Source organism: Nonomuraea roseoviolacea subsp. carminata, assembly GCF_024172185.1.
GTDB classification, from domain to species: domain Bacteria; phylum Actinomycetota; class Actinomycetes; order Streptosporangiales; family Streptosporangiaceae; genus Nonomuraea; species Nonomuraea roseoviolacea.
In genome coordinates this window covers 6,598,465-6,622,929 of record NZ_JAMZEC010000001.1, presented here as the reverse complement: position 1 = coordinate 6,622,929, position 24,465 = coordinate 6,598,465, and the positions used below count along the sequence as shown (strand labels likewise).

The 24,465-nt window shown below is 74.0% G+C and carries 27 protein-coding genes; 15 read left to right on the top strand and 12 right to left on the bottom strand.

Annotated elements, in window-relative coordinates; genetic code table 11:
* The first annotated feature begins 70 nt into the window (after nucleotides 1-70).
* Both HD595_RS30610 and HD595_RS30605 read left to right on the top strand, forming a co-directional pair.
* On the top strand, nucleotides 71-1,018 hold the full coding sequence (locus HD595_RS30610) for an MOSC domain-containing protein (protein WP_253775029.1): 948 nt from the start codon (nucleotides 71-73) through the stop codon (nucleotides 1,016-1,018).
* Between the two features lie 213 nt (nucleotides 1,019-1,231).
* The gene (locus HD595_RS30605) at nucleotides 1,232-2,398 is read left to right on the top strand and encodes an MFS transporter (protein ID WP_253775027.1); all 1,167 of its coding nucleotides are present in this window, start codon (nucleotides 1,232-1,234) and stop codon (nucleotides 2,396-2,398) included.
* Nucleotides 2,399-2,483: 85 nt separating this feature from the next.
* Here the strand turns inward: HD595_RS30605 and HD595_RS30600 are convergent, their stop codons facing one another.
* Together HD595_RS30600 and HD595_RS30595 are read right to left on the bottom strand one after the other, a co-directional pair.
* Nucleotides 2,484-4,046, bottom strand: a complete 1,563-nt coding sequence (locus tag HD595_RS30600; RefSeq protein WP_420540765.1) for a bifunctional 3'-5' exonuclease/DNA polymerase — start codon at nucleotides 4,044-4,046, stop codon at nucleotides 2,484-2,486.
* Nucleotides 4,047-4,073: 27 nt separating this feature from the next.
* Complete coding sequence (locus tag HD595_RS30595; protein WP_253775023.1) at nucleotides 4,074-5,582, bottom strand: metallophosphoesterase family protein; 1,509 nt, start codon at nucleotides 5,580-5,582, stop codon at nucleotides 4,074-4,076.
* A gap of 121 nt (nucleotides 5,583-5,703) precedes the next feature.
* Between HD595_RS30595 and HD595_RS30590 the strand changes: the two genes are divergently transcribed.
* Nucleotides 5,704-6,117: a tetratricopeptide repeat protein gene (locus HD595_RS30590; protein WP_253775021.1), complete on the top strand. Its 414-nt coding sequence runs from the start codon at nucleotides 5,704-5,706 to the stop codon at nucleotides 6,115-6,117.
* 2 nt (nucleotides 6,118-6,119) lie between these two features.
* Here the strand turns inward: HD595_RS30590 and HD595_RS30585 are convergent, their stop codons facing one another.
* The gene (locus HD595_RS30585; protein WP_253775019.1) at nucleotides 6,120-7,709 is read right to left on the bottom strand and encodes an FAD-binding oxidoreductase; all 1,590 of its coding nucleotides are present in this window, start codon (nucleotides 7,707-7,709) and stop codon (nucleotides 6,120-6,122) included.
* 16 nt (nucleotides 7,710-7,725) lie between these two features.
* Here HD595_RS30585 and HD595_RS30580 point away from each other — a divergent pair, with 16 nt between their 5' ends.
* The 4 genes from HD595_RS30580 (at nucleotide 7,726) to HD595_RS30565 (ending at nucleotide 11,312) form a co-directional block, all read left to right on the top strand.
* Complete coding sequence (locus HD595_RS30580) at nucleotides 7,726-8,268, top strand: TetR/AcrR family transcriptional regulator (protein WP_253775017.1); 543 nt, start codon at nucleotides 7,726-7,728, stop codon at nucleotides 8,266-8,268.
* Nucleotides 8,243-9,853, top strand: coding sequence for a glycerol-3-phosphate dehydrogenase/oxidase (locus HD595_RS30575; protein WP_253775016.1), 1,611 nt, complete (start codon nucleotides 8,243-8,245; stop codon nucleotides 9,851-9,853). Before HD595_RS30580 ends, HD595_RS30575 begins: the two co-directional genes overlap by 26 nt.
* A gap of 176 nt (nucleotides 9,854-10,029) precedes the next feature.
* On the top strand, nucleotides 10,030-10,899 hold the full coding sequence (locus HD595_RS30570; protein WP_253775014.1) for a sucrase ferredoxin: 870 nt from the start codon (nucleotides 10,030-10,032) through the stop codon (nucleotides 10,897-10,899).
* 101 nt (nucleotides 10,900-11,000) lie between these two features.
* The gene (locus tag HD595_RS30565; RefSeq protein WP_101784355.1) at nucleotides 11,001-11,312 is read left to right on the top strand and encodes a WhiB family transcriptional regulator; all 312 of its coding nucleotides are present in this window, start codon (nucleotides 11,001-11,003) and stop codon (nucleotides 11,310-11,312) included.
* Nucleotides 11,313-11,536: 224 nt separating this feature from the next.
* Here HD595_RS30565 and HD595_RS30560 read toward each other — a convergent pair whose 3' ends face one another.
* Both HD595_RS30560 and HD595_RS30555 read right to left on the bottom strand, forming a co-directional pair.
* Nucleotides 11,537-11,770, bottom strand: a complete 234-nt coding sequence (locus HD595_RS30560; protein ID WP_175603780.1) for a DUF397 domain-containing protein — start codon at nucleotides 11,768-11,770, stop codon at nucleotides 11,537-11,539.
* A 113-nt stretch (nucleotides 11,771-11,883) separates the two neighbouring features.
* Nucleotides 11,884-12,819 carry a helix-turn-helix domain-containing protein gene (locus HD595_RS30555; protein WP_420540724.1) on the bottom strand — a complete coding sequence of 312 codons (936 nt, stop codon included), beginning with the start codon at nucleotides 12,817-12,819 and terminating at the stop codon, nucleotides 11,884-11,886.
* A gap of 88 nt (nucleotides 12,820-12,907) precedes the next feature.
* Between HD595_RS30555 and HD595_RS30550 the strand changes: the two genes are divergently transcribed.
* From HD595_RS30550 to HD595_RS30540, 3 genes are all read left to right on the top strand, one after another.
* A complete protein-coding gene (locus HD595_RS30550) occupies nucleotides 12,908-13,381 on the top strand; it encodes an ATP-binding protein (RefSeq protein WP_253775010.1) in 474 nt (157 codons plus the stop codon).
* A 75-nt stretch (nucleotides 13,382-13,456) separates the two neighbouring features.
* Nucleotides 13,457-14,122 (top strand): SDR family oxidoreductase, encoded by a 666-nt coding sequence (locus HD595_RS30545; RefSeq protein WP_253775008.1) that lies wholly within the window; start codon nucleotides 13,457-13,459, stop codon nucleotides 14,120-14,122.
* Entirely contained in the window at nucleotides 14,122-14,787 is a 666-nt protein-coding gene (locus tag HD595_RS30540) for a TMEM175 family protein (protein WP_253775006.1), read from the top strand. The genes HD595_RS30545 and HD595_RS30540 overlap by 1 nt, the downstream gene beginning before the upstream one ends.
* Here HD595_RS30540 and HD595_RS30535 read toward each other — a convergent pair.
* From HD595_RS30535 to rsgA, 3 genes are all read right to left on the bottom strand, one after another.
* Nucleotides 14,774-14,983 (bottom strand): hypothetical protein, encoded by a 210-nt coding sequence (locus HD595_RS30535; protein WP_253775004.1) that lies wholly within the window; start codon nucleotides 14,981-14,983, stop codon nucleotides 14,774-14,776. The genes HD595_RS30540 and HD595_RS30535 overlap by 14 nt on opposite strands.
* Nucleotides 14,984-15,041: 58 nt before the next feature.
* Nucleotides 15,042-15,689, bottom strand: a complete 648-nt coding sequence (locus tag HD595_RS30530; protein ID WP_253775002.1) for a phosphoribosyltransferase — start codon at nucleotides 15,687-15,689, stop codon at nucleotides 15,042-15,044.
* 311 nt (nucleotides 15,690-16,000) lie between these two features.
* Nucleotides 16,001-17,098 carry a ribosome small subunit-dependent GTPase A gene (rsgA, locus tag HD595_RS30525; RefSeq protein WP_253775000.1) on the bottom strand — a complete coding sequence of 366 codons (1,098 nt, stop codon included), beginning with the start codon at nucleotides 17,096-17,098 and terminating at the stop codon, nucleotides 16,001-16,003.
* Nucleotides 17,099-17,480: 382 nt separating this feature from the next.
* Between rsgA and HD595_RS30520 the strand changes: the two genes are divergently transcribed.
* The 5 genes from HD595_RS30520 to HD595_RS30500 all read left to right on the top strand — a co-directional run bounded on the left by HD595_RS30520 (nucleotide 17,481) and on the right by HD595_RS30500 (nucleotide 21,806).
* Nucleotides 17,481-18,029, top strand: a complete 549-nt coding sequence (locus tag HD595_RS30520) for a sigma-70 family RNA polymerase sigma factor (RefSeq protein WP_235994335.1) — start codon at nucleotides 17,481-17,483, stop codon at nucleotides 18,027-18,029.
* Complete coding sequence (locus HD595_RS30515) at nucleotides 18,026-18,748, top strand: anti-sigma factor family protein (protein ID WP_253774998.1); 723 nt, start codon at nucleotides 18,026-18,028, stop codon at nucleotides 18,746-18,748. Before HD595_RS30520 ends, HD595_RS30515 begins: the two co-directional genes overlap by 4 nt.
* A 179-nt stretch (nucleotides 18,749-18,927) precedes the next feature.
* The gene (locus tag HD595_RS30510) at nucleotides 18,928-20,322 is read left to right on the top strand and encodes a CHRD domain-containing protein (protein ID WP_253774996.1); all 1,395 of its coding nucleotides are present in this window, start codon (nucleotides 18,928-18,930) and stop codon (nucleotides 20,320-20,322) included.
* 94 nt (nucleotides 20,323-20,416) lie between these two features.
* Entirely contained in the window at nucleotides 20,417-21,079 is a 663-nt protein-coding gene (locus tag HD595_RS30505) for a DUF4097 family beta strand repeat-containing protein (RefSeq protein WP_253774994.1), read from the top strand.
* A gap of 178 nt (nucleotides 21,080-21,257) precedes the next feature.
* Entirely contained in the window at nucleotides 21,258-21,806 is a 549-nt protein-coding gene (locus HD595_RS30500; RefSeq protein ID WP_253774992.1) for an RICIN domain-containing protein, read from the top strand.
* 27 nt (nucleotides 21,807-21,833) lie between these two features.
* Here the strand turns inward: HD595_RS30500 and HD595_RS30495 are convergent, their stop codons facing one another.
* The 4 genes from HD595_RS30495 to HD595_RS30480 are packed head-to-tail and all read right to left on the bottom strand — an operon-like array spanning nucleotide 21,834 to nucleotide 24,344.
* On the bottom strand, nucleotides 21,834-22,535 hold the full coding sequence (locus HD595_RS30495) for an MBL fold metallo-hydrolase (RefSeq protein WP_253774990.1): 702 nt from the start codon (nucleotides 22,533-22,535) through the stop codon (nucleotides 21,834-21,836).
* Nucleotides 22,532-23,236 (bottom strand): DsbA family oxidoreductase, encoded by a 705-nt coding sequence (locus HD595_RS30490; protein WP_253774988.1) that lies wholly within the window; start codon nucleotides 23,234-23,236, stop codon nucleotides 22,532-22,534. Before HD595_RS30490 ends, HD595_RS30495 begins: the two co-directional genes overlap by 4 nt.
* Entirely contained in the window at nucleotides 23,233-23,718 is a 486-nt protein-coding gene (locus HD595_RS30485) for a TIGR03618 family F420-dependent PPOX class oxidoreductase (protein ID WP_253774986.1), read from the bottom strand. The genes HD595_RS30490 and HD595_RS30485 overlap by 4 nt, the downstream gene beginning before the upstream one ends.
* On the bottom strand, nucleotides 23,718-24,344 hold the full coding sequence (locus HD595_RS30480) for an FMN-dependent NADH-azoreductase (RefSeq protein ID WP_253774984.1): 627 nt from the start codon (nucleotides 24,342-24,344) through the stop codon (nucleotides 23,718-23,720). The genes HD595_RS30485 and HD595_RS30480 overlap by 1 nt, the downstream gene beginning before the upstream one ends.
* Nucleotides 24,345-24,465: the final 121 nt, after the last annotated feature.

Sequence of the window (24,465 nt, the reverse complement as noted above, 5' to 3'; positions counted from 1 at the left end):
GTCCCGCCGGGAGGACCGGGGGCGGCGGGTGCCGCGCGGGGCGGCGTGGGCCGTGCGGTACCGTCCACGCATGAGGCTGGCGAGCATCCATTTCTACCCGGTGAAGTCCACGAGCGGCCACGAGGTGCGGCGGGCCGTGGTGGAGCCGTGGGGGCTCGCCGGCGACCGGCGTTTCGTCGTGGTGGGCGGCGACGGCAAGGTGCTGACGGCGCGCACGCACGCGCGGCTGCTCGCGTGCACGGCCCGGTTCGACGGCCCTGACGGGGACGCGCGGGCGGGCGGCCCGCTCACCGGAGACGCGACCACGGGCGGCGCGCTCGCCGAGGCCGGGGCCGGGGCCGGGACCGCGAGCGCGAGCGCGAGCGCGAGCGGCGCGCTGACCCTTACCGGGCCGCACGCCGCGCCCCTGCGCGTCATCCCCGGCGGGGAGCCCGGTCGGACGGGCCGCAGGATCACGGTGGCCTACCCCAAGGAGGTCCTGGACCTGGCCGACTGCGGCGACGCGGCGGCGGCGTGGCTGTCGGAGCTGCTCGGGGAGCCCGTCCGCCTGGCCTGGCAGGACGACCCGCGCGGCCGTCCCGTCGATCCCCTCTACAGCCGGCCGGAGGACCGCGTGAGCCTCGCCGACGCCTACCCGCTGCTGCTCACCACCACCGCCTCCCTCGACCGGCTCAACGCCTGGGTCGCCGAGACGGCCGCCGAGCGGGGCGAGGAGCCCCGGCCGCCGCTGTCGATGCGCCGGTTCCGGCCCAACGTGGTGATCGACGGCGTGGCGGAGCCGTTCGACGAGGACACCTGGAAGCGGGTGCGGATCGGCGAGGTGGACTTCCGGGTCAGCAAGGGCTGCGACCGCTGCGTGCTGCCGACGATCGACCCGGTGACGCTCGCCAAGGGCAAGGAGCCCACGCGCACGCTCGCCCGGCACCGCCGGTGGGACGGGAAGGTCTGGTTCGGCGTCAACCTCATCCCGGACGGCCCCGGCGTCCTGACCCAGGGCGACCCGGTCACCGTGCTCTGACCCCGCCGCGGAACACGCCGGAACGCGCGGAATAGGGCCGGCCGGCAGTCGAAAGGCGCCTTGTCCTCTTTGGGAGGATCTTGTGGGCTATGGGAGACTTCACGGGTGACCAGCGCCCCCACAAAATCATCATCGATTTCCTCCAGTGAGGATATTCGCCGCATTCAGCGTCGTACCCTGGCCGTCCTGTCCGGCGCGCAGATCGTCGGCGGCGTGGGCGTCGCGGTCGGCCTGGCGCTGAGCTCCGTGGTGGTGGACGAGCTGTCCGGCTCGACCGTCATCAGCGGCTTCGCGGGCACCGCGACCGTGCTCGGGGCGGCGCTGCTGGCGCTCCCGGCGGCCAAGGCGGCCGCGCGCGGCGGACGGCGGGCCGGCCTGTCGCTGGCGTACGTGGCGGCGCTGGCCGGCTGCGTGCTGTCCGTCGCCGCCATCTCGATCCGCAGCTGGCCGCTCCTGCTCGCCGGACTCGTCCTGGTCGGCGGCGGCAGCGCCGGCAACCTCGCGGCCCGCTACTCCGCGACCGACCTGTCGCCCGAGGGGCACGCCGGCCGCCACCTGTCGCTCGTGGTGTGGGCGGCCACCGTCGGCTCCGTCGCCGGGCCGAACCTGGCCCAGCCCACCGACCGGATCGGCATCGACCTGGGCCTGGTGGACAAGGCCGGGCCGTTCGCGTTCGCGGCCCTGGCGTTCGCCGGGGCGCTGGTGATCGTGGCGGCCGGGCTGCGCCCCGACCCGCTCAAGCTGGCGCGCGAGCGCGACGGCGCCCGCCCCGTGCCCGCCGGCCGCGTGCGGACGATCGGCCCGGCGTGGGAGACGCTGCGCTCCACGCCGATGGCCCGGCGGGCGCTCGTCATGGTCGCGGTCAGCCACACCGCGATGGTGTCGGTGATGTCGATGACCCCGGTGAAGCTGCACCACGACGGCTCGGCCCTCGACGTCATCGGCCTGGTGATCAGCCTGCACATCGCCGGCATGTACGTCCTGTCGCCCGTGGTCGGCTGGCTGTCGGACAAGGCGGGCAAGGTGCCGGTGCTGCTGCTCGGCATGTCGCTGCTGCTGAGCGCCGCGTGCCTGGCGGGCACGGCCGGCCACCGCGTGTGGCAGGTCACCACGGCGCTGGTGCTGCTCGGGCTCGGCTGGTCGTGCGGGCTGGTCGCCGGGTCGGCGCTGCTCAGCGAGTCGGTGCCGGTGGAGCGCCGGCCCGCCGTGCAGGGCCTGTCGGACCTGCTGATGAACGTCTGCGGCGCCACCGGCACGGTCGTGGCCGGCGCGATCGTGGGCGGGCTGTCGTACGGGGTGCTGGGGCTGGTGGTCGGGCTGATGGTGACGGTGGCCGCCCTCTGGCTGGTCCTCACCAGGCGTCAGGCGCCCGCGGCGTAGAGCCTCCCAGTGCGTCACGCGCCCGCGGCGTAGAGCCTCCCCGGTGCGTCGCGCGCCGACGGCGTAGGACTCACGCCTCGATGGCTCACTTGGCGTCGGCGTAGGACGAGACCGCGACCGCCTCCATGGGGAAGCGCACCGGCGTGCGGCCGAACATGAGCCGCGTCGCCTCCTCCGCCGCCGCGGACACCGCCTCGGCCACCTCCGGCGCCTGCTCCAGGGGACAGTGCACCATGACCTCGTCGTGCTGGAAGAACACCAGCCTGGCCGGGTCGGGCAGCAGCCCCCGGAGCACCGCCATGAGGGCCAGCGCCCACTCGGCGGCCGTGGCCTGCACGACGAAGTTGCGGGTGAACCGGCCGCGGTCGCGCGCGGCCCGGCCGCCCTCGGGGCCCGAGACGAGCCCGCGCCACCGCTCGGACGGGGGCGGGCAGGTGCGGCCCAGCCAGGAGCGCACCAGCCGCCCCTCCTCCCCCGCCTTGGCGGCGTCCTCGACGAACTGGTAGGCGCGGGGGAAGCGCTGGCGCATCATGGCCAGCAGCTTGGGGGCGTCGCCGCTGGTGCCGCCGTACATGGCGGACAGCATCGCGATCTTGGCGTGGCCGCGGTCGCCGCCGAACGCCTGGGCCAGCGCCGAGTAGAGGTCGATCTCGCCCGCCGCCCTGGCCAGGCCGACGTCGCCGGCCATCGCGGCGAGCACGCGCGGCTCCAGCTGGGCGGCGTCGGCCACGACGAGCGTCCAGCCGTCGTCGGCCACGACCACCCGCCGCATCACCTTGGGGATCTGCAACGCCCCGCCGCCCGAGGTGGCCCAGCGCCCGGACACCACGCCGCCCACCACGTACTCGGGGCGGAACCGGCCGCCGCGCACCCACTGGTCGGCCCACGTCCAGCCGTGGAAGCTGTGCAGGCGGGCCAGCTCCTTGTAGGCGAGCAGGGGCGCGACGGCGGGGTGGTCGACCTGCTTGAGCTCCCAGGAACGGGTGCTCTTCAGCGCGACGCCCGCCCCCTTGAACGCCTTGACGAGCTGCTGCACCGAGTCGGGGTTGACCGGGTGGCCGAACGCGGCCGACACCTCGTCGGCCAGCGCCTGGAGCCGGGCCGGCCGCATGCCGTGCACAGGACGCGGGCCGAGCAGGTCGGCGAGCAGCGCGTCGTGCACGTCGCGCCGCCACGGCATGCCGTCGTGGCCCATCTCGGCCGCGATGAGCGCGCCCGCCGACTCGGCCGCGACGAGCAGCCGGAAGCGGCCGGGGTCGGGCAGCGCCTCGATGCGGCGCAACTGGTCGGCCAGCACCTCGGCCACCAGGTCGGCGGACGGCGGCTCGGGCGCGAACAGGGTGTCCGGCTCGCTGGGCCGCTCCTCGGGCACCGGCAGGCCGCGCAGCCGGGCGTGGGCGGCCCGGACGGAGCGGGGCTCGCCGTGGCGGCCCTCGAAGCCGAGCAGCAGGCCCTCGGTCAGGGCCAGGTCGTGGCAGCGGGAGACGCGCACGCCGGCGCGCAGCAGGGGCACGTAGTCCTCGCGGGTGTCGGCCCACACCCAGCGGGGCCGCTCGCGCTCCATCTCCCGCACGACCGCTGCCGGATCAGCCGGGCTCGTGACATCGGAAGACCCCAGGGGGAGCACCTCGTCCCCCGCAACCACCACGTACACGCCCCCCAGCGTGCCAGGCGCCTACGACAATGCGATCCGCACCTCGTCCTCCAGCGGCGGCTCCAGCTCCTGGTCCAGGCAGCCGGTGGCGGCGAAGCAGCGGAGGGTGAGCGTGTCCGGGGTGACGGAGAGGCGGAGGAACTGCTTGAAGAACGGGGGCGTGTCCCAGTCGGACAGTTCGGACAGGTAGCGGTGGAAGACCCGGCCGACCGGCAGCCGCAGCGGCCACGGCCGGCCGCCGAGCAGCCGCGCCGCCCACCTGATCCGCGCCGTCATCCGCACCGGTGACGCCACGGGCCGCACGGGAGTCGCGCCGATGTGCTCGGACATGACGCAGGCCGCCTCGGCGGGCGTGAGGTAGAGCCACTTCATGCCGAGCCGCCGGGCGTAGAGCTGGCTGTAGAACGACAGGGAGTCGCCGCGCAGCGGGTAGCACCTGAAGTCGTCCTCGTGGACGCCGGCGACGTCCACCCGGTCGATGGTGTGGGTGGCGTGCATGAAGGCGCCGCCGCCGCCGGAGACGACGTACTGGATGACCCGGTCGCCGACCCGCACGGGGTAGCGCTGGTAGTTGTGGACGTCGCCGCCGATGGCGGCCACGTAGCGGTGGCGGGGGTCGCGGACGATGTCGTCGATGGTCCCGCCCTCCTCCAGCGGCGAGGGCTTGTACTCGTTGCGCGTGTAGATGGGCTTGCCGGTGACGAGGATCTTGGGCCTGGGGTCCAGCGACACCTCGCGTAACCAGGCGGTCTGCCGCCGGTCGATGAGGCCCTTGATGCCCGTGTCGACGCCCACGACGAGCAGGCTGTCGCTCTCGATCGCCCAGTACGGCCCCGGCTGGGCGGCCGGGCCGGCGGCCTGCTGGGCGGGGCGGGCGCGCAGCTTGCGGGCCTCGGCCAGGCGGGGCTCGTCGATGGTCTCGGGCCGGCGCCACAGCAGCCCGCGCAGCCGTCCGGTGACCGGGCGGGGCTTGAGCGGGGGCGCGTCGCAGAAGACCCGCATGAAGCCGCCGAGCCCGTCGTACCAGTCGTGGTTGCCGGGGATCGCGTAGATGGGGGCGTCGTAGTCCTGGTACGGGCGGAAGAACTTGTCCCCGTACTCGTTGCCTGATCCGGCCGGGTAGATGACGTCGCTCGCCACCACCGCGAACGCCGTGCCCTGGCCGACGCGCAGCAGGCCGGGCACGACCGCGTACTGGGAGGCGTCACCCTCGCCGGTGTCGCCGAGCAGCAGGAAGTCGAAGGAGCCGCCGAGGCCGGTCCTGATGCGGAAGCCGGGGTCGGCGCCGCCCTCGAGCTGTCCGCTCACCCAGCGCTCGCGGACCTCGGGCGACGGGTCGCCGAACAGCCCGGCCAGGATCTCGTTGCGCGACCGCAGGAGGGTGCGGGGATCGAACCAGGTGAATCCCTTGGTCTTGGGACGCAGTGCGTCGAACGTGCCGATCCGGGCGCAGGTCCAGCCCGCCCCTTCTTCGGACACCCGGGACGAGAGCTGCTTTCCGCGTTCGGCCGCCGCTTCCACCATGACCATATCTTTACCGTGATCTTTCCGGCGCGCATCCCGAACGCTCCGTGCCGCTCTCGACACGGAAGGTTCCCCTGTGTAGCCTCACGCCCCAAGCAAGCGGTTGTCGGCCGCGGGAGGGGCTGCCATGGCCCGGAACGGTCCGGACGATGCGACCCGGCGGGACACCTCGGAGGTGGCCGCCGTCGAGGGCTTACTGGCGTACGCGCACACGCGGTGGCGCGGGAGCCGGGCGCGGGTCCGCGGCGTCGGGGAGGCGGTCGAGCGCAGCCGCGCGCTGGCCGGCCGGGATCCGCTCACGCACACGCCGCTGCTGGTGCGCTCCCTGCGGGCGATGGCCCGGGTGCTGCTCGGGCGCGGGCGGGCGGACGAGGCGTTACCGTACGCGCTGGAGGCCGTCGCGCTGGCCCGGCCGCTCGGCGGCCCGGCGCTGGTGATGTGCCTGGCGACGCTGACCGAGACGTACGAGGAGCTGCACCGCTACAGCGAGGCGGCCGCCGCGGCGCGCGAGGCCGGGGCCGCGGCCGACCCGCCCCCCTGACCTCAGGGGACCAGCACGCCGGGGTTGAGCACGCCGCGCGGATCCAGCCGCGCCTTCACCGCGCGCAGCGCCTCCACGCCCACCGGCCCCAGCTCCTCCGCGTACGCCTCCCGGTGGTCGCGGCCGACGCCGTGGTGGTGCGACACGGTGCCGCCCGCGCCGGCGATCGCCTCCAGGGTGGCCCGCTTGGCCGTCGCCCACTGCTCCACCGGGTCGCCGTCCTGGGCCGTCACCACGGTGAAGTACAGCGACGCGCCCGTCTCGTACACGTGCGAGACATGGCACATCACCAGCGGCGAGCCGAGCGCGCCGAGCAGCGCCAGCCGCACCGCGTCGTACAGGCGGGGCAGCCCCGACCAGAAGCAGGCGGTCTCCAGCGTCTCCACGGTCGCGCCGGCGGTCAGCAGCGAGTCGCGCAGGTACGGCGCGGAGAAGCGGCCGCGCTCCCAGGCCCGTCCCGGCTCCTCGCCGAGGGGTTCGCCGCCGTGGCGGGCGAGCACGGCGCCGGCCCCGGCCCGGGCGGCGGCGACGGACGCGCCCTCGTAGCCGGCGATCACCAGGCATCCGGCCCCGCCGCCGCCCAGGGCGTCCGGGCGGGCCAGGCCGACCATGGTCTCGGTCTCGTCCGACAGCCGCAGCACCGTGGGCAGCGGTCCGTCCTGGGCGAGCGCCCGCAGCGCGGCGGCGCCCTCGCGGAACGTCGGGAAGCGCCAGCCCTCGTAGACCTTCTCGGCGGGCACGGGGCGGACCCGCAGGCGCAGTGAGGTGATGACGCCGAGGGCGCCCTCGGAGCCGAGCAGGAGCTGGCGCAGGTCGGGCCCGGCGGCGGAGCGTGGGGCGCGGCCGAGCTCCAGGGTGCCGGTCGGGGTGGCCGCGGTGAGGCCGACCACCATGTCGTCGAAGCGGCCGTACCCGGCGGACGCCTGCCCGCTGGACCGGGCCGCCGCGAAACCGCCGAGCGTGGCGTACTCGAACGACTGGGGGAAGTGGCCGAGCGTCATCCCGTGGGCGGCCAGCAGCCGCTCCGCCTCGGGGGCGCGCAGGCCGGGCTCCAGCTCGGCCACGCGCGACTCGGCGTCGAACCCGACGAGCCGGTTCATCCGGGACAGGTCCAGCGCGACGACCCCCGCGAACGCCGCGCCGGCGGCATCGGGCGAGCGGTCGGGCGTCAGGCCGCCCACGACGGAGGTGCCGCCGCCGAACGGGACGACGGCCACGCGCTCGCGCGAGCACAGCTCCAGCAGCGCCGCCACCTCGGCGTGGGAGCCGGGCAGCACGACCGCGTCGGGAGCGTCCAGGGCGTCGCCGGCGCGCATGCGCAGCAGGTCGGGCGTCGACTTGCCGCGGGCGTGCCGGACGCGCGCCTCGTGCGAGGTGAGCACGTGCCCGGCTCCGGCGATCCCGGCCAGGGCCTCCAGCACGCGGCCGTCGAGCGTGGTCTCCGGCAGCCGTACGGACTCCAGCGGCACGGCCGGCGCGGCGGGCCCGCGCACGCCGAGCAGGTCGCGCAGCAGCTCGCGGACCGGCCCGGGCAGCTCGCGGGCGAGGGCGGGGTCGCCCCAGCCGGACCAGAGCATGGGTTCAGCGGACATGTCTACACTGTGACACATGACGGCGATTCGTCACAATGACGGCGTTCTGGACGCGGCGCGTGACTGCGTGCTGGCCTACGGGGTGCGGCGGACCACGCTCACCGACGTCGCCCGCCGGGCCGGGGTCTCGCGCATGACGCTCTACCGGCGCTGGCCGGACGTGCGGTCGCTGGTCGCCGACCTGATGACGCGCGAGTGGCTGCGCGCGGTGGAGGACCTGGACCTGTCCGACCCGGTGGCCGCCGTGGTGGAGGGCGTGCGGCGGCTGCGCTCCCACCCGCTCTGGGTCAAGATCGTCGAGGCGGACCCAGAGCTGCTCCTGCCGTACCTGCTGCACCGCAGGGGCGCCACCCACGACGCAGTCCTGACCCTGCTCGAACGCGTCACGGGCGATCCGCGCACGGCGCGGGCGGTCCTGCTGGTGGCGCAGTCGTTCCTGATCTCGGCGCCCGCGATGACCGGCCCCGGCGGCGACGGCGGGGTCACCCTGGACGACCTCGACGCCGAGCTCGCGGCCCTGCTGGAGGGATACCTTGGACAGCTCGATCGACATCCGTAGCTCGCTCAACGCCCCCAGGAGGCGGGCGGAGCTGGCGCGCAGCGCCGAGGAGACGGCCGACGTGCTCGTCGTGGGCCTCGGCGCGACGGGCGCGGGCGCGGCCCTGGACGCCGCCGCGCGCGGCCTGTCCGTGGTCGCGGCGGACGCGCACGACCTCGCCTTCGGCACGTCCCGGTGGAGCTCCAAGCTGATCCACGGCGGGCTGCGCTACCTGGCCAAGGGCGAGGTGGGCATCGCCCACGAGAGCGCCGTGGAGCGCGGCGTCCTGCTGCGGCACACGGCGCCGCACCTGGTCCGGGCACACCCGTACGTGCTGCCGCTGACCGGGGACGTCTCGCGGGCGCGGGAGGCCGCGGTCATGGCGGGCTACCGGCTCGGCGACGCGCTGCGCGCCGCCGCGCGCACGCCGCGGCCCCTGCTGCCCGGCCCGTCGCGCCTCGACGCCGCACGGACGCGCCGGCTGGCGCCGTTCCTCAGCCCGGACGGCCTGCGCGGCGGGCTGCTGTCGTGGGACGGGCGGCTGCTCGACGACGCCCGGCTGGTCGTGGCCCTCGCCCGCACGGCCGCCGCGCACGGCGCGCGGATCCTGACCCGGTGCCGGGTCCTGGAGCTGACCGGGCGGGGGGCGCGGGCGCGCGACGAGCTGACCGGGGAGGAGTTCGAGATCCGCGCCAGGGTGGTGGTCAACGCGACCGGCGTGTGGGCGGGCGGGCTGGACCCCCGGGTGCGGCTGCGGCCGTCGCGGGGCACCCACCTGGTGCTCGCGCCGGGGACGCTGCCGGGGCTCACGGCGGGGCTGCACCTGCCGATCCCGGGCGCGGGCAACCGGTTCGCGCTCCTGCTCCCCCAGCCCGACGGGCGCGCGTACGCGGGGCTGACGGACGAGCCCGTGGACGGGCCCGTGCCCGACGTGCCGGAGGCGCCGGAGGATGACGTCAGGGCGCTGCTCGGCCTCCTCAACGCGGTGCTGGACGTCCCGCTCCCCCGCGAGGCCGTGGCCGGGGCCTACGCGGGCCTGAGGCCGCTGCTGGCGGGCGAAGGCGGCACGGCCGACCTCTCCCGCCGCCACGCGGTCCTCGGGGGCGAGAGGGGCCGGTGGGGCGCTCGTGGCGACGCGGTGGTCACGGTCGTGGGCGGCAAGCTCACCACGTACCGGCGGATGGCGCAGGACGCCGTGGACCGCGCCGTGTCCGCCGCCGGGCTCGGCGCGGGGCCGTGCCGCACGGCCCGCCTGCCGCTCGTCGGCGCCCTCCCGGCGCAGGGGGTGTCCGGCGCCGCGGACGGTCTGCCGACGCGGGGCGCGTCGGGCGCCGGGGAAGGCCCGCCGGCGCGGCTGGTGGAGCGCTACGGCGCCGAGGCGGCCGCCGTGCTGCCGCTCGTCCGGGCGTACCCGGAGGAGGTGGGGGCGGGCGTCACGGCGGGCGAGCTGCTCTGGTCGGCGCTGCACGAGGGGGCCCTGGACGAGGGCGACCTGCTGGACCGGCGCACCCGTGTCGGGCTGGTCGCGGCCGACCGCGCCGCCGCGCTGCCCGCCGCCCGCGCCATGCTGGCCCGCGCCGCCGCCGGGGAGCCGCCGGGCGCCTGACGTCACGCGCCGGGCCGCCCGACTCGACGGGGACACGTCGGGCGGAATCCCCGCATCGGCCCCGCCTTACCGTTAGGTTAGTCTTACCTAATATCGGGCAGGCGACGTCGTACGGGCGCGGAGGGGGAGCGTTGGCCAGGGGCTGCGAACATCCGGACGGGTGCCACACCGGCACCGTGCCCACCTTGGCCAGCGCCACCGTGGGAGCCCGGCTGTGGCTGCTCGTCGAGTACTCCGGCGCGTGGCCCTCCCACCTGGAGAACCTGGAGCTCCCGCATGACGTCGCGCGGCTCGTCGAGCGGGCCCTGGAGCGCGGCGTACGGCCGCAGCTGATCCGCCGCCCCGGCCGCCGGACCCGTCAGGCGGGGCAGGGCCTGCGTGTGCTAGTCGCCTACGGCGCGGGCCCCGAACCGTGGCTGGCCTCGGGCGTCGTCGCAGGTCCGGACGATCTTGACCTGGACGCGCTGGTGGCCGGAGTGGTCCCGGAGTCCTGCATACTTGAAGACGAGCCGGTATTTCTGGTCTGCACGCACGCCAAGCGCAATGCGTGCTGCGCCCGCATTGGACTACCCCTCGCTCGTGACCTGGCCGAGGTTTGGCCGGACAGAGTATGGGAAACGTCACACGTTGGCGGCGATCGCTACGCCGCCAACCTCGTGTGCTTGCCACACGGAATTTTCTACGGCAGCATGTCTCAGGCTGCTGCGATCGCAGCGGCGAACGCGTACCGGTCGGGCGAGATCATTCTCGACCGCTACCGGGGACGCGCAGGCATCCCTGAGCCATTGCAAGCCGTCGAGCACTTCGCCCGAGCCCATACGGGAGAGTGCTCTGTCGGCGCAGTGGCCGTGGAATCCTCCAGGTTGGACGGCGACGTCACCCACGCCATCGTGCGCTGCGGCGACGTCCGGCTCCGGGTTGTGGTCACGCCCTCGGCGTTCCGAGCGCCGTGCGGCACGGTTTGCGCCGAGACGATCACCACCTACCGGCTGGTTTCGCTGGACAGGCTCTCGCCTGTGCGGTACGCCACGCCGGCGCTCACCTGACTGTGGGAACATCACGGCCCCTCCTTGCGTTGGAACAGTGACGCCGAAAGCGTCCAATGCGGCTCAATTACCGAAATACCTCTCACGAAGGTGGTTTTCTCATGTCTCAGGTACGTCGGCAGCTCGCCCGCCCGCGCCCCAGCTGGGGTTGGCAGGATGATGCCGCGTGCCGGGGTGAGGACCTCGTACTCTTCTTCGGCCCCGACGGGGAGCGCCAGCCCGAGCGCGACGTTCGCGAGCGGAAGGCCAAGGCGATCTGCGCGCAGTGTCCGGTCCGCACCGAGTGCCTGGACTACGCGCTGTCCCGCCCGGAGAAGTACGGAACGTGGGGCGGCCTCAACGAGGACGAGCGCGCCTCCGAGCGTCGCCGTCGCATGCGCCGCGCCGCCAGCGCCGGCATCTCCGCCGCCTGACCCGCCCGGCCGCCGCGAGCGCGCCACGAGCACCGCGTGATCCCGCAGTTGTCCCGATGAACCGGGGCCCGGCCCCCCGCCGGACCCCGGCGAACCCGGTCGGGACAACTGCATGATCAGGCAGGATTCTCAACCCGAGCACGCGAAAGAGCCCGGCGCCTTCCCTCGGCGCCGGGCTCTCGTCGTTCCCGGAAACCCCCGTTTCTCGCGGATGACGATGCGGATCAGACGATCAGGTCATCGAACTCCCCGTCCTTGGCCCCCAGGACGAACGCGGTGATCTCGGCGCGCGTGTAGACGAGCGCGGGATCGTCGGGGAAGCGCGAGTTGCGCATCGCGATCTCCCCGGTCGGAAGGGTGGCCACCTCGACGCAGTTGCCGTTGGGGTTGCTCCGCTTGCTCTTCCGCCACACGACGGGAAGACGGCCGGCGGGCGTTCCGTTGCGGAACCCATGCATGGAAGAAGCTCCTCGCTTGCAAATGCACGTGCATCCGTGCTTTGCGAGCTGAGACTACGGCAGCGCGCGGCCGGCCACCCGCCTGATGGCCAAATTCCCCCCTATGGGGTGGGTCACAGCGACGCGCGGAGCTCCTCCAGGAAACGCCTGCTGCGCGCCGGCGACTCGGCCTGGATGCTCAGCCGGTCCATCACCCGCGTGTAGTTCTCGGACTCGGCGGGTTTGTCCAGGTAGAGGGCGCTGGTGAGCTGCTCCATGTAGACGACGTCGGGCAGGTCGCGCTCGGGGAAGCGCAGGATGCTGAACGGCCCGCCGGCGGCCGCGTGCCCGCCCCGGTCGAACGGCATCACCTGCACGGTCACGTTGCGCAGGGCGGTCATCTCCAGCAGGTGGTCGATCTGCTCGCGCATCGCCTCGGGGCCCCCGAGCGCGCGCCGCACGACCGCCTCGTCGATCACCGCCCACAGGGTGAGCGCGCCCTCGCCCTCCAGGCGGCGCTGCCGCGTGGTGCGCAGCCGCACCCGCCGCTCGATCTCCTCCTCCGGCGCCGCCTCGTGCGCCAGCCGGATCACCGCGCGGGCGTAGCCGGGCGCCTGGAGCAGGCCGGGGACGAACTGGTTCTCGTACGTCCTGATGACCGAGGCCGCGCCCTCCAGGCCGATGTACACCTCGAACCAGGAAGGCAGCAGGTCACCGTACTTGTGCCACCAGCCGGGGGCGTTGGCCTGCCGGGCGAGCCCGAGCAGCGGGGCCCGCTCGGCCTCGTCGGTGACCCCGTACAGGGTGAGCAGGTCGGCCACGTCGCGCTCCTTGAAGCTGACCTGTCCGAGCTCCAGCCGACTGATCTTGGCATGAGAAGCGCGAATCGCGTATCCGGCGTCGTCGCGCGAGATACCCTTCTCCGTGCGGAGCCTGCGCAGCTGGGTGCCCAGCAGGATCCGCAGCACCGTCGGGCTCCCCGGCGTGAAGCCGAGGACCCGCCCCTCCGCGCTCGGTGCGCTCACTCCGTCCGCTCCTAGATCATCTGCACGTGCAGATGCGATTTGCATCTGTAAACGATGAAAAGTCTTGCATCGGAAAGCGCATGCCGTAAAGATGGCTGTGGATCACTTAACAGACCGCGCATCGGGGGCCACGATGACGACTTTCGACGCACGGCCGCACGCCGCCGCCGCGGCGGGGGCCCGGCCGCCGGAATGGCTGGCGTCCGTCCTGCTGGGCGGGCTGCCGACGCCCTGCGACGTGGTCTTCCCCTTCCACGGGCTGGTCGAGCCCGCGTGCGTCTCCTCGGCGCGGCGCTTCGTCGACCACACGCTGACCGACTGGGGGTCCGAGGCCGTGGCGTTCGAGGCGCAGCTCGTGGTCTCCGAACTGGTCACCAACGCGATGCGCCACGGCGGCGGCATCGACGAGCTGCGGCTGCTGGCCTACGGCGCCGAGCTGGCCTGCGTGGTCACCGACCGCAGCCCGGCCGCGCCGGTCACGGTCCGCCCCGACCTGTTCGCCGAGTTCGGGCGCGGGTTACGACTGGTCGAGGCGATCTGCACGACGTGGGGCTGGGTCGTCTCCAGCACCCGGCGCAAAGTCGTCTGGGCCGTCCTCGCCGCGTAAGCGATCGCCTTACCTCTGACCTGCCATCAAGGCATTTATTGGCCCCTGGGGGGCTGTGCCCCTACTGTGTGCCCGGTGAAGACGACATTGATCACGGGCGGGTCGAGCGGCATCGGGCTCGCCCTCGCGCGACGGCTGGTCGCCGACGGGCAGGCGGTCGCCGTCACCGGCCGCGACGAGGCCAGGCTCGCCCAGGTTCCCGGCGTGCTGCGGCTGCCCGGCGACGCCACCGACCACGACTCCGTACGCGACGCCGTGGAGGCGACCGTCAAGGAGTACGGCAGGCTCGACCACGTGGTCGCCAACGCCGGTTTCTCCACGCACGGCCCGTTCACCGAGACCGACCCGGACCGGCTGCGCGAGATGGTGCTCACCAACGTCCTCGGCCCGGCGCTGCTGGTGAAGGCCGCGTTGCCCGCGCTGCGCGAGACCCGCGGCCGGATCGTGCTGATCGGCAGCGTCGCCGGGTTCCGCCACGCGCCGGGCAACATGTACTCGGTGACGAAGTGGGCGGTGACCGCGCTCGCCGAGAACACCCGCCTGCTGGTGACCGGCGACGGCGTCGGCGTGACGCTGATCGCGCCCGGCCGGGTGGACACCGCGTTCTGGCCGGACGGCCGCCCCGACGGGCCGCTGCTCACCGCCGAGAACATCGCCGACGCCGTCGCCTGGGCGCTGGCCCAGCCGGAGGGCGTGGACGTGAACACGGTGGTCGTGCGTCCCACCGGCCAGCCCGCCTGATGCCGGCCCTCTACACCCGTTTCTCCGGCGGCAGCATCGGCCGGCTGGCCGGGCTGAGCGACGGCGTGTTCGCCATCGCCATGACCCTGCTGGTCCTGGAGCTGCACGTGCCGGTCATGGAGACCGTCCACCACCAGGGACCCGTCTGGGAGGGCGGCGCCCTCGGCGCGGAGCAGGAGCTCTGGCACGCGCTCGCGCTGCTCGCGCCGAAGCTGCTCGCCTACGTCATGAGCTTCCTGACGCTCGGCATCTTCTGGGTGGGCCAGCAGACGCAGCTCAACCAGTTCGAACGGGCCGACCGGCACCTGACGTGGATCCACCTCGCGTTCCTGGCCGCGGTCTCGCTCATGCCGTTCTCGACGGCGCTGCTCGGCGAGTACATCGAGTACCGGCTCGCGCTGGCCGTCTACTGGCTGGACCTGCTGCTGCTCGGCGCGATGCTGCTGGCGAGCATCACGTACGGGCACCGGGCCGGGCTGCTGAAGGCGGACGTGGACCGCGACACGCGCCTGGCGCACCGGCGCCGGATCATCGGCTACCAGGGGCTGTACGCGGTGGCCGTGGCGCTGTCGGTGATCAACACGTACGTCAGCATCGTGCTGATCGTCCTGCTCCAGCTCAACTCCGCGGTCGCGCCGAGAGCCTGGCGGCTCAGCAGCTTCTGACGCGCGGGCCCGCGGGCAGGACCGAGGCCAGCAGCCCGGGGAAGCGGCGCTCCAGGTCGTCCCTGCGCAGCCGGCTCGGCCGCGCCGTGCCGTCGATGCGCGTGGAGACGATGCCGCACTGGCGCAGGACCGTGACGTGGTGGGACACCGTGGAGACCTCCTCGGCCCCGGACGTCTCCCGCCGGTGGGCCGGCACGCTGAGCGTCGCACCGGCCAGGGCGATGGTGGCGAAGACGATCCCTGCCGAGGGTCGGCTAGGGGCTCGGCTCTCCTTCCCTGCCCTGGTTCAGGAGGTCGAGGACGTCGGCGTCGCTGAGCTGGTCGAAGTGGACGTACCACTGGCCGACCGCGCGGAAGTCCGGCGGCATCGCCAGCACCACCACGTCGTCGGCCTCCTCCCGCAGCGCGTGCACCGTCTCGCGGGCCCCGACGGGCACCGCCAGGGTGAGCCAGGCCGGCTTCGCCCGGCGCACGGCCCGCAGCGCCGCCCGCGCGGTGCCGCCGGTCGCGAGCCCGTCGTCCACCACGACCACCTCGCGCCCGGTCAGCTCAGGCAGCGGCCGGTCGCCCCGGTAGACCCGTACCCGCCGGGCCAGCTCGCGGCGTTCGTCCTCGACGACGCCGGCCACGGACGACGGCTGCAGCCCCAGGCGGGCGAGCAGCGGCAGGTCCAGCACGGGCTCGCCGCCCTCGGCTATCGCGCCGACGCCCAGCTCGGGCATCGGCGGATAGCCGATCTTGCGGGTGACGAGCACGTCCAGCACGCCGCCCAGCCGCCGGGCGACGGGCAGCGCCACGGCGACGCCGCCCCGGGGCAGGGCGAGGACCACGGGGTCGCGGAGGTCGCGCAGCCGCTCGGCCAGCAGCTCACCGGCCTCGGCCCGGTCCGCGAACACGTCCATGCCCTGGTCCTACCCCGCCCGGCACCGCTCCCCCGCCCACGCATCCGCCCGGCTCCGCACACCGGCGTACCCGTTGCGACCAGACCGGCCCGGCCGACCCGCTCCCCGCGTGCACGTGCGGCCGAGCCCGGCCGACCCGCTCCCCGCGTACACGTGCGGCCGGGCTCCCGATCTGCTCGCCGCGTGAGCGTGGACAAGACGCCCGCGCCATGAACGTGCGCACGCATGCGGGCAGGACGGCCGCGCCATGAACGTGCGCACGCGGATGCGGACGAGCCGTCCGCACACACCGGCGCGAGGAGCGGGACGGGTCAGGGGCGGGAGCGGCCCGAGCGGCGCATCTCCTTGTGGATGATCTTCCACCGGTTCTGCTGCTCCTTGCGGAGCCGGGCGTCCGTGCGGCCGGCCATCCACGCGGCCTCCCGCTGGAGCTTGCGCCAGCTCTGCAGCCGCCGCTCCGGCAGGTCGCCGCTCTCCACGGCGGCCAGCACCGCGCAGCCCGGCTCCGAGTCGTGCCCGCAGTCGTGGAAGCGGCACCGGGCCGACAGCTCGTCGATGTCCGAGAACACCAGGTCCACGCCCTCGTGCATCTCGTACAGGCCGATCCGGCGGATGCCGGGCGTGTCGATGACCAGCCCGCCGCCGGGCAGCGGGATCAGCTCCCGGTGGACCGTCGTGTGCCGGCCGCGCCCGTCGGCGGCGCGTACCTGCTGGGTCTCCATCACGACGTCGCCGGCGAGCGCGTTGACCAGCGTGGACTTGCCCGCGCCGGACGGGCCGAGCACGACGGCGGTGCGCGAGCCCTCCAGGTACTCCCGCACCAGCTCGACACCCTCGCCGCGCAGCGAGGACACGGCGTGCACGTCCACGCCCGGCGCGGCGGTGTGGACGTCGGCGAGCAGGTCGTCGAGACCCTGCTCGAACAGGTCGGCCTTGGTGACGAGCACGACCGGCGTGCCGCCCGACTCCCAGGCCAGCGCCACGAGCCGCTCGATGCGGCCGAGGTCGGCGAAGTCGGTCGCGTGCATGGACGGCTCGGCGACGAACACGACGTCGACGTTGGCCGCCAGGACCTGGCCCTGGCCGTCGCCGGACAGGCCGCCGCGCGAGACGCGGCCGACGCCGCCGCGGACGAACGCCGTGGTGCGCGGCAGCACGGCCTCCAGCTCGTAACGGCCCTCGGGCAGCGGGCGCAGCGCGGCCCAGTCGCCGACGCACGGCAGCGCGACCGGGTCCTCGGCGGACGCCCGGCGCACGCGCGCGGAGTGGCGGGCGTGGTGCTGGCCGTCCTCGGTGATCACCTCGGCGGCGCCGCGGTCCACGCGGGCGACGCGCCCGGGGACGGTGCCGGCGGGCAGCTCGGCGGCGCGGGACGCGGTCCAGCCGAGCAGCGAAAGATCGTAAGACAACGGAGTGATTCCTCTGCTGTGAAGAGTTGCTGAGAAGGGATGGCCGGGTGGCTCAGGCGGACACCCGGAAGTGGACGGCACGCAGGCGGAACAGAACAATCCGCATGGTCTCCACCTCCTCTTCTCGCACCGCGGCCGCGCACGACGCGCTCCGCGATCTCTCCACGCCGCGCGGCCACCGCAGGGGGCCGCGCCGACGCACCGGTGTTCGGGCGTCGCGGAGACTCTACGCAGCTGCCCCGTCCGGGCGCAATCGCATATTTCTCGGCGTGTCGTTGAACCCCGGCCGGAGCGCCGGCCGTACTTCCTGCCGACAGCTCGAGAAAGGGGAATGATGCGGACCAGCACGTATCCCCCACCCTCGGCCGAGGGAGCCGGCCTCATGGGCAAGCCACGGTTGAGCCACTGGATCAGGCGTGTGCGGCCCGACGACGATCTCGTCGTCTCGGCTCTCTATCGGGAGTACCACGGACCGCTGCTCGCCTTCGTGGTACGGCTGACGGGGGGTGACAGGCAGTGGGCAGAGGACGTCGTGCAGGAGACCATGATCAGGGCCTGGCGCAGCGCGGAGCGGCTGGACCCGGCATCGGTCTCGCTGATGCCCTGGCTCGCGACCGTGGCGAGACGTATCGTCATCGATGACCGGCGGCGCAGGGACGCCCGCCCTCAGGAGTCGGGCGACGGGCCGCTGGAGAGCGTGCCCGTGCCCGACGAGATGGAGGGACTGCTGCACCAGGTGCTCGTGTCAGACGCGCTGAGGGCGCTGTCACCGGCGCACCGCGAGATCCTCAACGAGACGATCCTGCGGGACCGGTCGGTGAACGACGCCGCCGAGGCCCTCGGGATTCCCGTGGGCACCGTGAAGTCCCGGGTGTACTACGCGGTACGCGCCCTGCGCGTCGCACTGGAGGAGAGGGGGGTGACGGCGTGACGTCGCGAGTGGAGCACACCGATGTGGGCGCCTACGCCCTCGGCCTGCTGGACGACGACGACAAGGCCGCCTTCGAGGAGCACCTGGCCACCTGCCCGCCGTGCGCCGCCGAGCTCGCCGACCTGTCGGGGGTGGCGGGCGCGCTCGTCGGCATCGGCCCTCTGGAGGATCTCGGCCCGCCGCCGTCGCGCGGCGAGGCGGAGGTCGTCGACCTGATGCGGCGCAAGCGGGCGGCCGACCGCCGCGCGCGCAGGGGCACGATCGTGATCGGCATGGCCGCCGCGGTGACGCTGGTGGCGGGCGGCCTGACGATCGGCACCCAGCTCGGCGACTCGGGGGCGCCGGCGGTCGCGGCGTCCGGGCAGCACAACCACCTGGGCCCGGCCGAGCAGTTCTACGCCGACGGCACACCCGTGGCCGGCACCGGCGCCGCCGGCGTGACGGGCGGCCTGGTCATCGAGTCGAAGGCGTGGGGCACCCATGCCGCGCTCAAGCTGTCGGGCGTGAAGGGCCCGCTGGAGTGCGAGCTGGTGTCGGTGTCGAAGTCGGGGCAGCGGCGGGTCATGACGGGGTGGGCCGTGCCGTCGGCGGGCTACGGGGTGCCGGGCCAGCCCGAGCCGCTGTACACGCACGGGGGAAGCCCTGATCCGCTGGAGAAGATCGACCATTTCGAGGTGGTCACCTCGGCGGGGCAGAAACTGCTCACCGTCAACGTGTGACGTCCGCGCCCGGAAGCGCGTGCCCGATGCCCTCTCACCCATGGTGGGAGGGCATTTTTCGTGCCCTGTGGTCTGTCGGTACTTTTACACATTCGCGGGTTGAACCTCAGCGCGTCCGGGCCTCGTACTGCCTGCCGTACCGAATCGAACGCCCGAACGCCCGAATGCAGAGGTTCGCGATGTCCAGCTCTGTCATGCCCAGCTCCCGGCCCACCCGCGGCCTCAGGCTCCCCCGTACCGGCGCCGTCGTCGCCGCCGGACTGCTCACGGCGGCCCTCGCCTCCACCGCCCTGCCCGCCTCCGCCACCACCTCGCCGCCCACGTCCCGCGCGGCCGGAGGTCAGGCGGCCGTGTCCCGTGCCGACGCGGGCGACGTCTACCTCGCCGCCGGGCTGCGCGGCGCGAACGAGGTGGGCGTCAAGGGCGACGCCGACGGCCGCGCCACCGTCGTGCTCCGCGTCGGCGGCGGCCGGGTCGCCTTCGCGATCCGCTGGAACAAGATCGGCTCCCCGACCGCGGCCCACATCCACCTCGGCGCGCGCGGCGCGAACGGCGACGTACGGCTGGAGTTCCTCACCAAGCCGCTGCCCGCCGGCGTGCTCGGCGTGAGCGGCGCCGTGGACGCCGACCCCGAGCTGGTCCGGGCGCTGGTCGAGGACCCGGGCGGCTTCTACGCCAACGTGCACGACGCCCGCCACCCCAAGGGGGCCGTGCGCGGGCAGCTCCACCGGCTCGCCGCCCCGGCCGACCTCGACGGCGTGCTCCAGGGCAGCAACCGGGCGACGCTGAGCTCGCGGGCCGACGGCGCGCAGGAGGTCCAGGCCAAGGACGGGGCCAGGCGGGGCGACAAGGACGGCCGGGCCGTGTGGTGGCTGCGCCCGCACGGCGGGACCGTCGGCTACACCGCCCTCTGGTCGGGGCTCGCGCCCGTGACGAACGGCCACATCCACAAGGGCGCGCGGGGCCGCAACGGCGCGGTCGTGGCCGACCTGTTCGCCGCGCCGAAGGGGCTGCCGGCCGGGATCACGGGGGTGGCCGGTGAGGCCGAGGTGCCCGCCGCCGTGGTCCGGCGCATCGCCGCCCACCCGGGCAGGTACTACAGCAACCTGCACACCACCGAGTTCGGCGGCGGCGCGGTGCGCGGCCAGTTGTCCGGCCGGCCGTTCGCCCACCCGCGCGCGGTCACGGCCGACGTGCTGCGCGGCGCCCAGATCTACGCCTGCACGAAGCAGCCGGGCGGCGGCTACGCCTTCACCCAGTACGGCGTGCGGGCCTCGCTGCGGCGCGGCATCGCGCACTCGTTCGTCACCCCGGCCGCCGGGCCGCCGCAGTGGATCGCCCCGGACGGCAGCGCGGTGCGCGGCAAGGTCGTCACCAAGACGCCCAACGGCGAGCGGGCCATCCCCGAGCTGGTGCTGGCCGCGACCCCGTCGGGCGCGAAGGGCGGCCTGCTGGCGGGGGTCACGCAGGTGCTGCGGCTCAACACCGAGGGCGGGCTCGCCCCGACCGGCTCGTGCAAGCCCGGGGCGAAGGCGGGCGTCCCCTACAAGGCGGACTACCTGTTCCTGAACTGACGCATGTCAGCGGGGGCGTCAGGACGGCGACAGGGCGGTATCAGGGCGGTCGGCGATGGTGGATCTCGAAAGAACACAGCACAAGGAGCACACCATGCAGACGTTCGCCACCACCGCCCCGATCACCGCCGTCCTGACCGTCCCCGCCGGCCGCGTCCACCTCGTCGCCGCCGACCGCACCGACACCACCGTCGAGATCCGGCCCGCCGACACCTCCAAGAGCCGCGACGTCAAGGCCGCCGAGCAGACCACGGCCGGCTACGCCGACGGCGTCCTGCGGATCGAGACCCCCACGAAGAACCCGTACCTCGGCCCCACCGGAGCCGTCGAGGTCACCATCCACCTGCCCGCCGGATCCGGCGTCCAGGCCAGGACGGAAGCTGCCGAACTCCGGACCACCGGCCGCCTCGGCGACGTCACCTTCGACGGCGCCTACCACCACATCACCCTGGAGGAGACCGCCGGCCTGCGCCTCACCGCCACCGACGGCGACGTCGAGGTCGCCCGCCTCGCCGGCCCCGCCGAGATCACCACCGCCCGAGGCGACATCCGGATCGCCGAGGCCACCGGCGGCAAGGTCGTCCTCCGCACCCAGTCCGGCGACATCTCGATCACCGCCGCCGCCGGCGTCTCGGCCTCCCTGGACGCCGGAACCACCCACGGCCGCGTCAGCAACTCCCTCAAGAACGACGGCTCCCCCGCACTCGACATCCACGCCACCACCTCCAACGGCGACATCACCGCCCGCAGCCTGTGACCAGCGGCCTCCGAAGGAGAGGCAGACCAAGCCCGGCGACGATCGAACGGCCCCGGTCCATCCACGTGGACCGGGGCCGTTCCGGGCATGGAGCTGACCGCGTGATCGACGATGCGCTCGTCACCTTGAGTACGCGGTACTCAAGCCAGGCCGCCTCCGCGCCCGCACGCTGGCTCACATGAAGTCACACATCCTTCGCACGGCAGTCCTCATCGCTCCCCTGCTCGCCCTCGGCGCGGCCACCGCCGTCCCGGCGTCGGCCGCCCCGTCCCACGCGGCGGTCTGGGCGGCGTCGAACGTCCAGCTCGTGAACTGGCAGACCGGCAAGTGCCTGACCATCGCCGGCGGCGTCAGCACCGACAACAACGTCCACGCCGTCCAGTACACCTGCGACAGCCACCCCTCACGCCGCTGGGACGTCTGGGGCTACTCCAGCGGGTACCTGCAGATCCGGAACGTCCAGACGGGCAAGTGCCTGACCATCGCGGGCGGCGTCAGCACCGACAACAACGTCGTCGCCCTCCAGTACACCTGCGACAGCCACCCGTCGCGCTACTGGGCGCTCGGCACTCAGTCGGGCCAGCACGTCCAGTTCCGGAACGTCCAGACGGGCAAGTGCCTGACCATCGCCGGCGGCGTCAGCACCGACAACAACATCGAGGCCGTCCAGTACACCTGCGACAGTCACCCGTCCCGCTTCTGGGAGATCCGCGACTACTACGGCTGAGCCCAGGGGCTTCCGGCGGCGCGGACGCTACCAGCCGCGGGCGATCCACTCGTCGAGGTGCGGCAGTTCGGTCGCGACGGTGGTGTCGGGGCCGTGCCCGGGATGGACGCGGGTCGCGCCGGGAAAGGCGAGGAGCCTGCGTACGGACCGGATGACGACCGTGAAGTCCGACAGCGGCGGGCCGGTGAGCCCCGGCCCGCCGGGGAACAGGGTGTCGCCGGTGAGCAGGTGCGAGTCCACGGCCAGGGTCAGCCCACCCGGGGTGTGGCCAGGGGTGTGCAGGGCGCGGACCGGCAGGGGGCCGACGTGGAGGGTCTCGCCGTCCAGGACCGGTACGGTCACGCCGTCCCACAGCCGGAGGTCACCGGGGAAGGCCAGCCGGGCGGGGTCGCGCGCGAGGAGGTCGGCGGTCGCGGTGCCCGCGTCCCAGTGGCCGGTGCGGCGAGCGGTCGCGACCTCGTTCGGCCATACGGGCTGGTCGGCGGGGTGCGCGAGGACCGGGACGCCCAGCGCCTCGACCACCTCGGGCACGGCCAGGACGTGGTCGAAGTGCGCGTGGGTGAGGAGCACGGCGACCACGTCCAGGTCGGCGACGGCGTCCAGGACGCGCCCCGGCTCGTCTCCCGGGTCCACGATCAGTGCCCGGCGGTCGCCTTGGGCGTGCAGGATCCAGCAGTTGGTCTCCAGCACGCCGACGACGACCCGCCGCAGCACGGCCCTGACGGTCACGGCTGAGCGGCTCGTCGGAGCAGGTCGTCGTACACGCCGGGGTCGTGGGAGCCGACGACGGGGAAGCCGGCCGCCCATGGGCCCTCCCAGCGCACCTGGATGCCGGGGTTGTGGACGGTGGTCCCGTCGTGGAGGCGGAACGTCGGGCTGCCGGGAACGGCGTCGGTCCGGGAGACGGCGAAGTCGCGCATGACGTCGGCCCGGTGCCGGCCGCTGTCCAGGGCTGCGGCCAGCTCGGTCACGTCGACGACGCCGTCGGCCAGGTCGCCCGCGACCTCCAGGATGACCTGCCGGTGGCTGATCGACCGGGAGTGGGTCCAGAACGCCCGGCGCAGCGCGAGGTCGAGCTCCTCTCCGGCCGCCCGGCTCTGCGCGCTCGCGGCGTGCACGGCTTCCGCGGCGAGCAGCACGGTGTGGGGGTAGAGGTCGTCGGCGGCGGTCCAGACCCGGAACTGCGCCTCGGGCTCGATCTGCCCCAGCCCGACGGCCTCGGTGTCGGTGCCGCGGCGCGGGTGCGGGCCGTTGAACAGCTCCAAGGGGAACGTCCGGTGCTCCAGCCGCACGGCTCCGTCCAGCCCGAGCCGCTCGCGCGCCCGGCGCAGCCGCAGCAGGCCGACGTAGGCGAACGGGCACAGCAGGTCCGACCAGACCTGCACGGTGCCGGCCGCGACGGGCGGCGTCGCGGAAGCGTCTGTCGTCATCCGTGCTCCTGATGTTCAGTACCGGACGGGTTGGTGGTGAATCGGGCAGGGCGCAGCAGCACGGCCGTACGGCGCTCCTCGGCCATCGCGCGGTCGTACTCGGCCAGGTCGGAGTGATGCCCGCCGGCCGCGTGGTAGATATCGCGCAGCAGCGCCGGCAGCCGGTCGGGGCCGAGCCCCGGGAGCGGGTCGTCGGGGCCCGCGAGCTCGGTGGCCCCCCGGACGGCGACCCACTCCCATCCGGCCCGGAAGACGAGCGTGGCGTGCGGGTCGCGGCGCAGGTTGGCCAGCTTCGCGGTGCCCCCGCGGGCCACGAAGGCGACCGTGGCGGCCCCGGTCACCGGATGCGGCAGGACCCCGGCGTTGACGACGCTGACGGAGGGCTGCCCGTCCGGCCGCAGCGTCACGAGCACCGCGAGCCACCGGTCCGCGGCGCCGTACTCCCGGACGAGCCGCAGCCCCTCCGCCTCGGACAGAGCCATCAGAAGACCTTCGCGATGTCGCGGGCGCGCGCGTCGGCCGCGCGCCGCGCCTCGTCCCAGTCGCCGGTGAGGGTGGGGTGGAACCGGATGTCCTGGATGTCGGTCAGCCCGGTCCAGCGCAGCCAGTCGTCGAAGAACGTCGACTGGAAGTCGCTGCCGAACTCCGGGCCGAGCGGCGGTCCCCAGACCGCGCTGGTGTAGACGACGGCGACCCGCTTGCCGCGCCCCGCGAGCTGGTGGCCGTACCCGGTCACCGGGTCGACGGTGAAGATCCAGCCGGGCTGGCTGACGACGTCGATGAACTGCTTGAGCACGTACGGCACCGACGCGTTCCACATCGGGACGCTGAACAGCAGCCGGTCGGCGGAGTCGAAGCGCTCGAACGTCCTGCGCGCCGCGTCCCACGCCTCGGCCTCGGCGCCCTGCGGCTCGTTCCCGCCGAACACCGTCATCTTCGCCCTGGCCCCGACGGCGAAGTCCGGCAGCGACCCGTCCCACAGGTCCCAGTGCTCGACCTCGTCGCCGGGGTGAGTCTCCTGGTACGTCTCCGTGAACACCCGCGCGATCCGCAACGACTCCGACGCCTCGCCGCGGGGCGAGGCGGAGATGTGCAACAGCTTGCCCATGGCGTGCCGACTCCTTCAAACGAGCGGACTGTGGTCCGGTTAGCGGATGACGCCAAGATACGGACTCCGGTCCGGTTCGGTCAAGTAGCGTCGCGGGAAGTCGCCGAACGGCTGACGCGGC